This is a genomic window from Rothia mucilaginosa (genome assembly GCF_901875305.1).
Taxonomy (GTDB): domain Bacteria; phylum Actinomycetota; class Actinomycetes; order Actinomycetales; family Micrococcaceae; genus Rothia.
Window position 1 is genome coordinate 236,034 of sequence record NZ_CABFLY010000003.1, and the last position, 13,529, is coordinate 249,562.

The 13,529-nt window shown below is 61.5% G+C and carries 13 protein-coding genes, 1 pseudogene and 1 riboswitch; of the genes and pseudogenes, 8 read left to right on the forward strand and 6 right to left on the reverse strand.

All coding sequences use genetic code 11. The annotated features are described in order from the left end of the window. Positions 1-17 precede the first annotated feature (17 nt). Positions 18-1,226 carry an MFS transporter gene (locus JX292_RS05110; protein ID WP_204862186.1) on the reverse strand — a complete coding sequence of 403 codons (1,209 nt, stop codon included), beginning with the start codon at positions 1,224-1,226 and terminating at the stop codon, positions 18-20. Between the two features lie 144 nt (positions 1,227-1,370). Here JX292_RS05110 and JX292_RS05115 point away from each other — a divergent pair, with 144 nt between their 5' ends. The 4 genes from JX292_RS05115 (at position 1,371) to JX292_RS05130 (ending at position 5,622) form a co-directional block, all read left to right on the forward strand. Continuing rightward, a complete protein-coding gene (locus JX292_RS05115) occupies positions 1,371-1,721 on the forward strand; it encodes an ArsR/SmtB family transcription factor (RefSeq protein WP_204862347.1) in 351 nt (116 codons plus the stop codon). 154 nt (positions 1,722-1,875) lie between these two features. After that, positions 1,876-1,988: riboswitch (SAM riboswitch) on the forward strand. 105 nt (positions 1,989-2,093) lie between these two features. Next, positions 2,094-3,440: a bifunctional o-acetylhomoserine/o-acetylserine sulfhydrylase gene (locus tag JX292_RS05120; protein ID WP_070680597.1), complete on the forward strand. Its 1,347-nt coding sequence runs from the start codon at positions 2,094-2,096 to the stop codon at positions 3,438-3,440. Positions 3,441-3,620: 180 nt separating this feature from the next. After that, complete coding sequence (gene metX / locus JX292_RS05125; RefSeq protein WP_204862188.1) at positions 3,621-4,925, forward strand: homoserine O-acetyltransferase MetX; 1,305 nt, start codon at positions 3,621-3,623, stop codon at positions 4,923-4,925. A 346-nt stretch (positions 4,926-5,271) separates the two neighbouring features. After that, a complete protein-coding gene (locus JX292_RS05130) occupies positions 5,272-5,622 on the forward strand; it encodes a MerR family transcriptional regulator (protein ID WP_049332847.1) in 351 nt (116 codons plus the stop codon). Positions 5,623-5,765: 143 nt separating this feature from the next. On the opposite strand, the gene JX292_RS05135 is transcribed toward JX292_RS05130, so the two are convergent. Beyond that, positions 5,766-6,020, reverse strand: a complete 255-nt coding sequence (locus JX292_RS05135) for a MerR family transcriptional regulator (protein WP_239653645.1) — start codon at positions 6,018-6,020, stop codon at positions 5,766-5,768. A gap of 94 nt (positions 6,021-6,114) precedes the next feature. Between JX292_RS05135 and JX292_RS05140 the strand changes: the two genes are divergently transcribed. Next, the gene (locus JX292_RS05140; protein WP_204862190.1) at positions 6,115-6,867 is read left to right on the forward strand and encodes an alpha/beta hydrolase; all 753 of its coding nucleotides are present in this window, start codon (positions 6,115-6,117) and stop codon (positions 6,865-6,867) included. A gap of 517 nt (positions 6,868-7,384) precedes the next feature. Here the strand turns inward: JX292_RS05140 and JX292_RS05145 are convergent. The 3 genes and pseudogenes from JX292_RS05145 to JX292_RS05155 form a co-directional block, all read right to left on the reverse strand. After that, on the reverse strand, positions 7,385-8,854 hold the full coding sequence (locus JX292_RS05145; RefSeq protein ID WP_204862192.1) for a multicopper oxidase family protein: 1,470 nt from the start codon (positions 8,852-8,854) through the stop codon (positions 7,385-7,387). A gap of 71 nt (positions 8,855-8,925) precedes the next feature. Continuing rightward, positions 8,926-9,228 (reverse strand): CueP family metal-binding protein, encoded by a 303-nt coding sequence (locus JX292_RS05150; RefSeq protein WP_239653646.1) that lies wholly within the window; start codon positions 9,226-9,228, stop codon positions 8,926-8,928. A gap of 164 nt (positions 9,229-9,392) precedes the next feature. Further along, positions 9,393-9,689 (reverse strand): annotated as a pseudogene (locus JX292_RS05155) (sensor histidine kinase); the annotation flags it as partial. Positions 9,690-9,775: 86 nt separating this feature from the next. Here JX292_RS05155 and JX292_RS05160 point away from each other — a divergent pair. The 3 genes from JX292_RS05160 (at position 9,776) to JX292_RS05170 (ending at position 12,625) form a co-directional block, all read left to right on the forward strand. Beyond that, positions 9,776-10,102 carry a heavy-metal-associated domain-containing protein gene (locus tag JX292_RS05160; RefSeq protein ID WP_204862194.1) on the forward strand — a complete coding sequence of 109 codons (327 nt, stop codon included), beginning with the start codon at positions 9,776-9,778 and terminating at the stop codon, positions 10,100-10,102. A gap of 261 nt (positions 10,103-10,363) precedes the next feature. Next, positions 10,364-12,388 carry a copper-translocating P-type ATPase gene (locus JX292_RS05165; protein WP_204862350.1) on the forward strand — a complete coding sequence of 675 codons (2,025 nt, stop codon included), beginning with the start codon at positions 10,364-10,366 and terminating at the stop codon, positions 12,386-12,388. 72 nt (positions 12,389-12,460) lie between these two features. Continuing rightward, entirely contained in the window at positions 12,461-12,625 is a 165-nt protein-coding gene (locus tag JX292_RS05170; RefSeq protein ID WP_204862364.1) for a hypothetical protein, read from the forward strand. A 507-nt stretch (positions 12,626-13,132) separates the two neighbouring features. Here the strand turns inward: JX292_RS05170 and JX292_RS05175 are convergent. Beyond that, positions 13,133-13,348, reverse strand: a complete 216-nt coding sequence (locus tag JX292_RS05175; protein WP_204862196.1) for an RNA-binding S4 domain-containing protein — start codon at positions 13,346-13,348, stop codon at positions 13,133-13,135. Positions 13,349-13,529: the final 181 nt, after the last annotated feature.

Here is a 13,529-nt window from a genome sequence, read left to right on the forward strand (position 1 = left end):
GATTTTATTCGAAGAAGTTAAAACGATCCCCCGTTATTCGCTCGGAATGCCCCACCAAGTGCATAGACACCAAGAGAAATTGCGACTGCACATGCACTCATGACGGCTATACCGCTATACCCCGGAAACTGCGTAAGTAATGTACCGCCAACGGCACCGCTGATAGTTGTTCCAGCGTACATTGCCGTATTTGAGAGGGATGATACAGTACCGCGAGCTGCAGCGGTATGGCTTTGTAGCTCTCCCATGAGGACGGGGAGCATAATTCCTCCGAGAAAAAGTGCAATGGTAAAAATACCTAAAGCAATCCAGAAATTAGCTGTCAATGACACTGAGAGATACACAATACTGAGTGCCATAAGTCCCATGAGCATAGTCTTCTGCGTACCTATATGTGCGACGAATCGTGACCCTGTGAGGGAGCCTAGAGCGTTGCCACATCCGATTACAAGCATGGCGAAACCGATGGTTGTCTGCGATGCCCCAAAGTCTCGCGCGAACCATGAACCTATGAAAGATAGAGATGCGAATACTCCTGTCTGGAAAATCAGGTACGCCAGGAGGGATAGCAAAAGTGAAGGGGCTTTTAAAACGTGCAGGTAGGGAGTCAGAAAATTTCCATCTTGCGCCGCAGACACAGGGGGAATGCTGGGAAAACGTGAATAAAGTATACCCAAGAGAAGAAGAGACGCTGCGGCGATTGCAAAAAATGGTATCTGCCATCCATAAGTGGAGAGGAAAGAACCTACAGGAATACCGGCGATTTGGGCTATAGCAAGTCCAGCCGTTGCATACCCCATAGTTTTAATAATGGCTTGTTTCGGCACTGTCATGGGGATAGATGCCCAAATCTGCGGTGAGATCAGAGAAGCGAACACTCCCGCAAGAAACCGGGCGGTAAAAAGAGACCAAAACCCCCATGCTAAACCGCATAAGCCCGTAAAAAGCGTAAAGCCGATGGACCCGGTAAGAATAATGCGCCTGCGATCAATGCGGTCTGACAGCGGGCCTGCAATGAGTGCGAAAACTGCATACCCTAAAGCGTATGCAGAGACGAACCACCCTGATTGTTCTGTGGTGGTGTTGAACTCCTTGCTGAGCAGCGGAAGCAGAGGGGCAGTGAGAAAAGTATCTGTGCCGATGACAAAGAGAGTGCTGAATGAGACAAGCCGCATGGTTGCCTCAGAATTTTGAGGTAGCTGATGAGATGTATTGTGAGAACTCATTGTGTATCCTTTCATGTTATTTCTATGTTCGTCAAAATTAGAATAAATCTATATTATGCTAAAAGGCAAGCCCAAGATGTAATATTCTGTCACAGAGTCATGAAGGCTCAATACGTTATGCGAAAAACCCGGAAAGGCGTGGTTATGGGTAAGGAACGGTTGCATCACCCCACCTCTGATGACGTGACGTTAGATCGTGTCCTTGGTGCATTGTCAGACCCCATTCGACGAGATGTTCTCGCACGCATTGCAGACCACGGGCCGCAGTTCTGCGGTGATTTTGACTATGGAATCGCCAAATCTACGATGTCTTATCATTTCAAGGTGCTCCGAGAATCAGGGCTCATGCACACCGAAGTGCTGGGAACGCACCGTAAAATTACACGCCGAGACAGCGTGATTGAGAATCTTTTCCCCGGTCTTTTAGGCTCTGTTGGACTCCCCCCGGGTCAAGGCCAATGGGATGAATCTGCTGCGGATACCACAGGTGCCTGACTCGGCTAATCGGGTTGAGAGTATACGAACCCCTAAAATGAGGTCATAGCAAAGGCAATTCATAAAACGTCATCTTTGCAATGAAGCGTCTTAAAGTGTCGCGCACTCCTAAAACCCTTGACCCCGCGCAACCGATTATGACACCCTGAATACAGGTCAAGAGCGCCAGCGATAAGCCCCAGCTAGCTGGCCGGCAACCCTCCTCCGCGGTGGGGTGCCCTGGGTGAAGACCGGGCGTTACGCAAAAGCGTGACGCAAGCGCGGGACCGATGTGACCGAATCCGGTACATCAATCGTGACAGGACAACTCAACGACGATTCCTGTACCGCTCGGCATGCGGCCCCCTAACTATCCCCTTAGGAGAGCCAAGCATGAGCAACAACACTACCGTCCCGACTCCCGCCAACCCCGCCGGTTGGAAGTTCGAAACCCGCCAGATCCACGCAGGTCAGGCGCCGGATGCCGCAACGGGAGCTCGGGCACTACCCATCTACCAGACCACCTCCTTCGTCTTCGACAGTGCAGAGCAAGCTGCAAACCGCTTCGCTCTTGCCGAACTGGGCCCCATCTACACCCGCCTCAACAACCCCACCCAGGAAGTTATCGAGAACCGCATCGCCTCCCTCGAAGGCGGCGTCGGCGCGCTCCTGCTGGCATCCGGTCAGGCGGCCATCACCTACGCAATTCTGAACATTGCCGGTGCCGGTGACCACGTGGTTGCTTCGCCCTCCGTGTACGGCGGTACCTATAACCTGCTCAAGTACACCCTCGCCGATCTCGGCATCGAAACCACCTTCGTTGAGAATCCTGACAACCTCGACGAGTGGCGCGCCGCGGTTCGCCCCAACACCAAGCTGTTCTACGGCGAGTCCGTGCCCAACCCCCGCAACGACGTGCTCGACATTGAGCCCATCGCCGCAATTGCCCACGAAAACGGCGTGCCCCTAATCGTGGACAACACCGTCCCCACCCCCTACCTGCTGCGCCCCATCGAGCACGGCGCGGATGTGGTCGTCCACTCGGCCACCAAGTACCTGGGCGGCCACGGCACCTCCATCGGCGGTGTGATTGTGGACTCCGGTAACTTCGACTACGGCGCAGATCCCGAGAAGTTCCCCAAGTTCAACCAGCCTGCCCCCGGCTACCACGGCCTGGTCTACGCACGCGACCTGGGCAAGGACTCCGCGTTCGGTGCGAACCTCTCCTACATTCTGAAGGCCCGCGTTTCGCTGCTGCGTGACACCGGTGCCGCCATCTCGCCGACCAACGCCTTCAACATCGGCATCGGCCTGGAGACCCTCTCCCTGCGCATCGAGCGCCACATCGAGAACGCCACCAAGGTCGCTCGCTGGCTCGAAGCCAACCCGCAGGTCGACCGTGTTATCTGGGCTGGCTTGGAATCCTCTCCCTGGTACGAGCGCGCACAGAAGTACCTGCCCAAGGGCCCCGGCGCGGTCGTCGGTTTCACCCTCAAGGGTGCAACCCTGGAGCAGACCCGCGACTTCGTGGACGCCCTGAAGCTGCACTCCAACGTGGCGAACATCGGTGACGTGCGCTCGCTTGTGATTCACCCGGCCTCCACCACCCACTCCCAGCTGTCCGCTGAGGAGCTGGAGAAGATTGGCGTGTACCCGAACTTCGTGCGCCTCTCCGTCGGCATTGAGAATATCGACGATATTCTCGCCGACCTGCAGCTGGGCTTCGACACCCTCTCCTAAACGCGGCGGCCCGCCCTCGCGGACGGGCCGAGGAGGCGCCACCCGGCACCCCTCAGCCCGTCCGCGGGGGAGTACCCCGCATCCGTCATCTTTGCTGTTTCTGACCCGCCGCCCCTAACTGGCCGACGCGTTCTTACCGCCGCGACGCGGACAGCTCTGCACAACCCACCGGAGGGACCCATGACCGCTCAGACCGCCCCCGAAACCTGTACTGCCCAGCCCGTGACCGCCCCCATTCCCGTGGCCGGCACCCGCACCGAACACCCCGAGGCGCAGGGCTACCTGCGTCAGCTGGCCATCGGTGACTTTGAACTTGAATCCGGCATCACCCTGCCGCAGGTGACCATCGGCTACGAAACCTGGGGCACCCTCAACGAGGCCGGCGATAACGCAATCCTCATCCTGCACGCGCTCACCGGCGACACGCATGTCTCCCGTGGCGTGCCCACCCCGGACATGCCCGCGCCCCTCATCCGCGCTATCGAATCCGACGGCTGGTGGGAGGGCATTGTGGGCCCCGGCGCGGTCATCGACACCGACCGATACTTCGTTATTGCCCCCAATATTCTGGGCGGTTGCTACGGTTCGACCGGTCCGGCCAGCATCATTCCCGAAGGCTACCCGGGCGCCGGCGAGCACTGGGGATCCCGATTCCCGCTCGTCACCATCCGCGACTCGGTGCGCGCCGAGGCGCGTCTGGCCCGGGCCCTGGGCATCACGAGCTTCCGCTACGTCATCGGCGGTTCCCTCGGGGGCGCACGCGCCGTCGAGTGGGCCGCAACCAACCCCGAGCTGGTGCGCGGATGCGCGGTCATCGCCTCCGGTCCTTCGGCCACCGCCGAGCAGATTTCCTGGGCGCACACGCAGAACCTGGCGATTCGCTCCGACTCGAACTTTGCCGGCGGCGACTACTACAACGGCCCCGCGCCGACCGCGGGCCTCGCCCTGGCCCGCCGCATCGCCCACACCACCTACCGCAGCCCCGCCGAGCTGGAGCACCGCTTCGGCCGCGAGGAGAACCGCGGAGAAAGCGTTGAGGGCGGCTTGCTGGGTCAGCCTCGCGGACGCTACGCCATCGAGAGCTACCTGGATCACCACGGTAGCAAGCTGGTGGAACGCTTCGACGCGAACAGCTACCTGGCCGTCAACGAGGCCCTCATCTCGCACGATGTGGCGCGCGGTCGCGGTTCGCTCTCTCAGGCGCTGGCCCGCACCGATTGCGAGTGGACGATTGCCGCGGTGAACACCGATCGCCTGTTCTTCCCGCACGAGTCGCATCGCTTGGCGGAGGCGTTGCCCACCCCGGTCGAGGTGAACATCATCGAGTCGAACCACGGTCACGACGGCTTCCTCATTGAGGCGAAGCAGGTGGAACGCATCCTTGCTCGCGCCCTGGGCACGTTCGAAGAGGATTCTAAGGATGAGAAGACTCGCGAGCGTGAGGCTCTCGAATCCATTACGAATCTCTACCGCACCGTGGCCTAGCCGCCTGAGAACCGCTTTGCCGATGCGGGGCCTGCCTGAGAATTTCCGCGGTGGACGGGGAACTCCGGGTACGCGCATAGCATCGTCGTAGGCTCTTCCACCAGGTGAGAACATCGGTAAAACACCGTTCATGACGGAGCGCGTGCCGCCGGTCCTTCTACGTGAGGGAGCGGCGGCACGCGGTCGTTCCACCAGAAATAGTATTTGCACTAGTCAGACAAATATATTCCCCTGGAGGGGGGCGGTGCCCCGCCTCAAGATCCTCGGGAACATGCTTTTTGGGGCCCAAAAAGAGAAGACGGCCCAGTTTGCTTTAGACCCGCTCTAACCTCCTAGCATGTAATCCGTGGCAAGTATTCAAGAGGTAGCAGAGCAGTTGGGGGTGAGCACCCATGCCCTGCGTTATTACGAAAAAGAGGGGTTAATCGCGGTGCCCCGAGATGCTCACGGAAATCGCGTATTTGACGAAGAGTCCATCTCTTCGGCTCGGTTTATTGCCACCTGCCGACAGGCCGGAATGAGTCTTGCTGACATCCGCACTATTCTGAGCAACCCGCACGACCACGCTCTCTCCATCGAGGTGATGGAACGTGCCCGAGTGAAGATTGAAAACGAAATCCTCGGATTGCAGCTGAATCTTGAGCACCTAGACCGCCGTATTCAGGAGCATCGCCGTCAACTGGGCGATGCGGCCTAATAGGAATGTCGCTAGTAGCGACGGCTAACGCAGCATGGAACGCCCGGTATTCCCCGGATGGGGGGAACCGGGTGTATTTTCGTGCCCGGATGCTCACGCATAGCTCTTGGGCCTCTTCAGCTTGGGGGCAGCCTGGGGGGAGCTTAACCCCAGGTCACGTTCTCCGGGTCTACGCCGTGCGTTCGAATGCCGGTGGCGCGGTACCCCATGATGACGGTGATTCGTTCAAGGTCTGTATCGGTGTAGTATCGGTACCCGTTGAACTCATCGTGTGCCGGGTTGAGTAGGCCTCGCTGCTCCCAGTGGTGTAGCGTGCGGACTGTGAGCCCGTGTAGCGATGCTGCTTCTCCTACGGTGTATTCGTGCTGCCCGTCAGGTGGTGTTATGTTCGCGTCCATGGTTTCACTCTAAAACCTCACGTTAGGTGAGGGTCAAGCTAGCGGCGAAACCCGCGGTACAGATTTGCGGGGCAGTCCTCGCTAAGATGGGTGCATGAGCGAAAACAAATACGTCGTCGAATACACCCGCCCCGAGAACGAACGCGCAGGCACCCACCTGGTGCTCATGTTGCACGGCTACGGATCCCAGGAGCATGATTTGCTGTCCCTGGCGGCGCACCTTCCGCAGGAGGGCTTCACCTACGCCTCCATGCGTGCACCGCAGCCGGTCGGCACCCAGTTCTCCGCGGCCTCGACCGGCGCCTACATTGCTGCGGACGCTATCGGCTACCAGTGGTACCCGCTGAACCAGCAGCTCGAATCCGACCAGCGCGCCATCGAGCAGGCGAGCGACTACGTGCTGGAGTGGGTGCGCGCGAACCGTGAACCGTACGCTTCGGTGACCTTGCTGGGCTTCTCGCAGGGCATGGGCGTCGCAACCTCGATGGTGCGTCACGCTCCCGGCGAGTTCGCCGCCGTGGTGGGGCTGTCGGGCTACGCGGTGGACTCTGACTCGCCGTACTTCAAGGACGAGGAGCTCAAGGAAACCCAGCTGCCGGTGTTCTTCGGCCGCGACCAGGAAGACCCCGTCATCCCGCAGGAGATAGTGAACTACACCTACGACTGGATCCGCAAGTACACCGACGGCATCAAGGTGCTGTACGCCGGTATCGGCCACGGCGTTGGCCCCATGGAGATTCGCCATGTGGGCGAGTTCTTGGAGGTGAAGGTGCAGGGTCAGGAGCCGCGTATTCGTGCGCAGAAGGTTGCGGAGGCGACCGGCGCCGTGGAAGGCTCTGACGCCTAAATCGACTATATGGAAAGCCCCCGGGTCATCACGACTCGGGGGCTTACGTGTAGTTCCGCTTGGAATCCGCACGGAAAGCGGTATTCGTCCTCGTTCCTACAGGGAACCCGCCCTCGCTCCGCTTCGGGCACCCTGATGTCACTACGGACGACACTGCCTTTCCTCGCTGGGGTACTGTGCGGGTGCGGCCGCGTTTTCCGGATGCGCCCTCAGCCCCGCTGCCGGAGCGTGCCGGTGCACCTTCCGGAAGCGACATCAGGGTACCCTCTCGGGTGCTCTCCGCAGCGAAGCAAGGAGAGGCGGAGCGCCCGAGAGGGTGGGTTCCCCTGTAGGAGCGTAGGAAGGTGCGCACCGGCCGCATCCTTAGGTAAGGGGAGAGGAACGAGGACGAACGCGGTCCCTCGCATGTAGCTCTAACCAAGCACTAACCAAGCAGAGAGAGGACTAGTCCTCGTGCTGCCCGGTGGGTGGTCTGTAGCGACTCTGCCCACCTCGGCACTCATCCCTGCTGTGGGGGTTACTTGTAGCGAAGCGAGCTGAGCATCCCGGTTTCCATGTGATAGGCGTTATGGCAGTGAAATGCCCACTCACCGGGGTTCTTGGCGATCAGGTCGGCGATTATGGTTTCACCGCCGCGGAGAAGGACGGTGTCCTTGCGTAGCCCGCCGCTGCCGGGCAGCGACCACGTGTGGCCGTGGATGTGCATGGGATGGGGCATCATGGTCTTGTTGCGCATGACCATCCGCAGGCGCTGGCCCTCCTGCACGGTCGCGGAGGAGGATTGGCCGTCGGTGAGAATGCTCCATTTATACGGCATCATCTGCCCGACCAGGTCGATGCTGACTTCTCGGTCTGGTGTGCCCTCGGGCAGGAGTGCACGGTCTGCTGGCTTCAGGGAGGACAGAAGCAGTCCGGTGGACGACAACTCGGGGAAGTCGACATCGGGGCTGGGGGCCTGGCCGCCGGCGGTGCGGATGACGGCGAAGGCGCGGTCGTTCTTACCCACCGCCAAAGCCGTGAGCGGGAAGACGCCGTCGCCGAGGATGACCTCGACGTCGACACGCTCGCCCATCGACAGGTAGATCGATTCGGTCTCCAAGGGCTGGACAGGGAAGCCGTCGGTGTGGGTAACGGTCATGCGGTGACCCCCGAGGGCCACCTTGAAGATGGTGTCACCGCCGGAGTTGATAAACCGCAGGCGGGCCTTGTTGCCCGGGCGAGCCTCGAAGGTCCGGTGAGCACGGGGGATACGTCCGTTGATGAGGTAGTGCGGATACATCACATCGCCGGCATCCCCGCCCAGTACCCGGTCCGGGGTGCCGTGATGATTTCCCATTCCCATCTTCCCGTGATGGTCGCCCGAGCCCATTCCGGTGAGCTTGGCGAGCTCATCGTCGGGAGTGCCCTGAATGCCATCGACCCAGTCGTCGAGCACGATGGTCCATTCGACGTCATGGTCCTCAGCGTCTTGCGGGTCACGGATGATTAGTGGGGCGTGGAGGCCGCGATCAAGCTGCAGGCCGGCGTGGGAATGGTAGAAGTAGGTGCCACCGTGGGGGACTTTAAAAACATAGGAGAAAGACTTGCCAGGTTCAATGGGGTCCTGGGTCATGCCGGGCACACCGTCGGCTGCGTTGTGGAGTGCGATGCCATGCCAGTGGATGGAGGTGCTCTCAGGCAGTTCATTGGTGATATCGACCTGGAGAACGTCGCCGGCGGTGGCCTCAATGGCCGCATCCCCGGTGTTAGAGACGTATCCCCACGTCTTGGCTTCGATGCCGCCGATATCCAGGGAGAGGGGCCGGGCGGTCAGCGTCCGGCGCACCGTCGGCTCACCGAGCGCAGTGGAGGTGGGAGTGGGGTGAAGGGAGGGACCTGGTGTCGAGGTAGCGGGTCCAGGGTTGCTGCTGCAGGCGGCCAAGGCTCCGGTGCCGGCGAGGGCGAGCCCGCCGAGCAGAAACTGTCGTCGGGGAAACGTGTTCGTCATGATTTAACCTTTCTTGGTGCAAAATTTCAGTGATACGGGAGACAGGCGCAGGTGAGGACTCTACTGAGCCATCACGTCAGGCGCAGGTCTGTGACACAGGTGGCACCGTCGTCGGTGGTGGAAAACTCCGTGGTGCCGGTACGCCCCTGGTAGCTGACCTCAATCAGGCCGGTGGCATCATTGGGAAGCCAGAAGCCAATAAACCCATTGTCGAAGGTGGTTGTCGCCTCGTCCACCAGCGCCTCACCGGTCGCCTCATCGGTGATCGTGACCTGGATATCCTCATTGTCGAGTTCCCCCAGGCAGGTCGTGAGGCTGTGGTAGAAGCAGCCGTGGGAGGCCATCGGCAAGAGGCGGGGCAGGGAGGTAATCACGGGAAAGCTCCTACGGGTCGGTGGGATGCGGCGATGCTACTCTCCAGCATATACCCCCTTGGGGTATATATTGAAAGGCGGCGGTGCTGCTCTTCAGTATATACCCCCCTGGGGTATATTTTCAAGGGGTGGAGGGCACGACCCTCATGCGGGGCAGGGCGTGGTCACCGAGCAGCCTCCTCACTGTCGGGAGGGGATAGCGGGAGGCGGAGGGCAAACACCGCTCCGCGACCGGCCCCGGGGGAGGTGGCGGTGAGGGTGCCACCGTGGGCCTCGATCAGTACCTTGGAGATGGTCAGATCGATACCGGCCCCGCCGTTGTTCCGACTGCGGGCGGCGCCCCCCGGTAGAAGCGTTCGAAGATGTGTCCGAGCTGGCCAGGTGGGATACCCTCGCCGTCATCGGCGACGTGGATGAGCGTGGTGGACGCTAATCCGGACCTGCCTGCCGGCCGGGGTGTGTCCTCCATCTCTTGAAAATATACCCCAGGGGGGTATATACTGGAGAGCAGCATCGCCCCATCCCACCGACCCGTAGGAGCTTTCCCATGATCACCTCCCTGCCCCGCCTCTTGCCGATGGCCTCCCACGGCTGCAGCTGTTGCGGACCTGCCTCACATGCCGACACCGCCTCCAACCCTGCCGCCAGCGACTCGTCAGCAGGAGGGTCCTCCCCTAGCTACCAGGTCACCGGCCTGACCTGCGGGCACTGCGCGAAAAGCGTGACCCAGGCCCTTCAAGCCCTCCCTCAGGTCGACGACGTCCAGGTTGATCTCGCTGCTGGTGGTGTTTCCACCGTCACGGTCACCGGTGTCGTACCTCCGGAGATGGTTCGCCGGGCTATCGAGGCGACCGGCTACACCGTCTTATCCTGATCGATTTCACCCATCATCTCGACCCCGACCGGGTTGAGCGAAAGGAACGTCATGAACACTCCCCACCATTCCGGCGATCACCATGGTGATCACCACGCTCCGGAAACAGACCACACCCACCACCCGAATCATGCCAGCCACGAACACCACGCAGACGCCGACACCCACGGCCAGGCGATGCCCCACGGTCACCCGCACTCCGTCCTGGACGAAGACCACCAGGTTCATGGTCACGGCGAACACGCCGGGCACAGCACCGCAATGTTTCGGGAACGCTTCTGGTGGTCACTGATTCTGTCCATTCCCGTCGTTATTTTCAGCCCCATGGTCGCCCACCTGCTCGGCTACCCCCTCCCGGCATTCCCCGGATCCACCTGGGTTCCCCCGGTACTGGACACGATCATCTTCGTCTACGGCGGAACGCCTTTCCTCAAGGGCGGATGGAAGGAACTGAAATCCCGCCAACCCGGGATGATGCTCCTGATCGCCATGGCCATCACCGTAGCGTTTGTCGCCTCCTGGGTAACCACTCTGAGGCTGGGCGGTTTTGACCTGGACTTCTGGTGGGAGCTGGCCCTGCTGGTGACCATCATGCTACTGGGCCACTGGCTGGAGATGCGCGCTCTCGGGGGTGCGTCCTCCGCGCTTGACGCGCTGGCTGCCCTGTTGCCGGATGAGGCCGAGAAAGTTGTCGACGGGACGACCCGCACCGTGGACATCTCCGAGCTGGTCGTCGGCGACGTCGTGCTGGTGAGGGCCGGTGCCCGGGTGCCGGCCGACGGAACCATCCTCGAGGGAGCCGCCGAATTCGATGAGGGGATGATCACCGGCGAATCCCGTCCCGTCTTCCGCGACACCGGTGACAAGGTGGTCGCCGGTACCGTGGCCACCGACAACACCGTCCGCGTCCGGGTGGAGGCTACCGGCGGGGACACCGCCTTGGCCGGGATCCAACGCATGGTTGCCGACGCACAGGAGTCCTCCTCCCGGGCCCAGGCCCTGGCGGATCGGGCGGCGGCGTTGTTGTTCTGGTTCGCGCTGATCTCTGCTCTGATCACCGCGGTGGTGTGGACCACCATCGGCAGCCCGGACGATGCCGTGGTGCGCACGGTCACGGTGCTGGTCATCGCCTGCCCGCACGCCTTGGGCCTGGCGATTCCGCTGGTCATTGCGATCTCCACCGAGCGGGCCGCGAAATCCGGGGTGCTCATCAAGGACCGGATGGCGCTCGAGCGGATGCGCACCATCGACGTGGTGCTCTTTGATAAAACCGGCACCCTGACCGAGGGTGCGCACGCGGTCACCGGTGTCGCGGCAACTGTCGGCGTCACCGAGGGCGAGCTGCTGGCTCTGGCCGCCGCCGCGGAGGCCGACAGCGAGCACCCCGTGGCCCGCGCCATCGTGGCGGCCGCGGCCGCCCATCCCGAGGCCTCTCGTCGGCAAATCCGTGCAACTGGTTTCAGCGCCGCCTCCGGCCGGGGGGTCCGGGCCACTGTCGATGGCGCTGAGATCCTCGTGGGCGGGCCGAACATGCTGCGCGAGTTCAACCTCACCACCCCGGCCGAGCTCACCGACACCACCAGCGCCTGGACCGGGCGTGGGGCCGGTGTGCTCCATATTGTCCGCGACGGTCAGATTATCGGTGCGGTGGCCGTCGAGGACAAGATTCGCCCCGAATCCCGCGCCGCTGTGAAAGCCCTGCAGGACCGCGGGGTGAAGGTCGCGATGATTACCGGTGACGCGCAGCAGGTGGCCCATGCGGTTGGTCAGGACTTGGGGATTGATGAGGTCTTCGCCGAGGTCCTGCCCCAGGACAAGGACACCAAGGTCACCCAGTTACAGGAGCGTGGCCTGAGCGTGGCCATGGTCGGCGACGGTGTCAACGACGCCCCGGCCCTGGCCCGCGCCGAGGTCGGCATCGCCATCGGGGCCGGCACGGATGTGGCAATGGAATCCGCCGGAGTGGTCCTGGCCAGTGACGATCCCCGGGCAATATTGTCGATGATTGAGCTCTCGCAGGCCAGCTACCGCAAGATGATCCAGAACCTCATCTGGGCGTCCGGTTACAACATCTTGTCCGTGCCCCTGGCCGCCGGCGTGCTCGCCTCTAGCGGCATTCTACTTCCCCCGGCTGCTGCTGCGGTGTTGATGTCGCTGTCGACGATTGTGGTGGCGCTTAACGCTCAGTTGCTGCGCCGGATTGATCTGGACCCTGCCCACCTGGCTCCCACCAGTCCGAAGGAAGAACACACCACTCCTACTCCGGCATCCACCGCCGTCCACTGATTCACCACTTCTCTCCACTGCCCCATATGACCCTGAAAGGCTCCACCATGAAGCGCACCCTTTCAGGATCATATGGGGACCATGGACGAGATGGGTGGAATGGATCACGGCGTGAGTGCCATGGAGATTCGCTATGTGGGCGAGTTCCTGGAAGTGAAGGTGCAGGGTAAGGAGCCGCGTATTCGTGCGCAGAAGGTTGCGGAGGCGACCGGCAGCACGGAAGGCGCTGACACCTAAATCGACTATATGGAAAGCCCCCGGGTCGTGATGACTCGGGGGCTTACGTGTAGTTCCGCTTAGAAAGACCGGGGATGCTTGGCTCCGCACGGAAAGCGGTATTCGTCCTCGTTCCTACAGGGGCTGGGTGGGTGGGACGCTATACCCTTTCTCCGCTCCTGCAGGGGCACCCGCCGCACCCGGACGCTCCGCTCTTCCTTGCTTCGCTGCGGAGAGCGTCCGGGGCGGCACCCTGATGTCGCTTCCGGAGGGTATAGCTACCCCGGCTGTCCGTGGTATGCGACTTGGTGCGAGCGGAGGGGCGGTGTCGTCCGTAGTGACATCAGGGTGCCCGAAGCGAAGCGAGGGCGGGTTCCCTGTAGGAACGAGGACGGTCACCAGCGCCTCCAGCGCTCAGCAGGAGGAAATATGCGGCGTCCCGCCCCTGCTTAGTGAGGGGAGGAACGAGGACGTACGCCGTACCCTCGCATGTAGCCCTAACCAAGCCCTAACCAAGCAGAGAGAGGACTAGCCCTCGTGCGCAACCTTCACAGTCATGCCGTTAAAGCTGACGGTGTCGCCGGGGTGTAGCTGCTTGCCGCGCGCTTCTTCAATGTCGCCGTTGACCTTGACCAGGCCGTGCTGAATGACTTCACGTGCCTGCGCGCCGTCCTCTACGAGGTTGGCGAGCTTGAGGAACTGGCCGAGGCGGATCATGTCGTCGCGAATAAAAATCTCTTCCATGCCCTCTAGTTTATCCCGCCGGGTGCATCCTGGCGTCCGGCAAAAATGGGGGAGTGGTGGGCCGGGTAGGCATACCCAGGGGTGGGGTGGTGATGGTACCCTAGTGTCTTGCATCAAAAGTGTGCATATTGCGCCGATGAGCGCGAATATCGGGCGCCCCTGCTTTGGGTGGTGCCCTCAA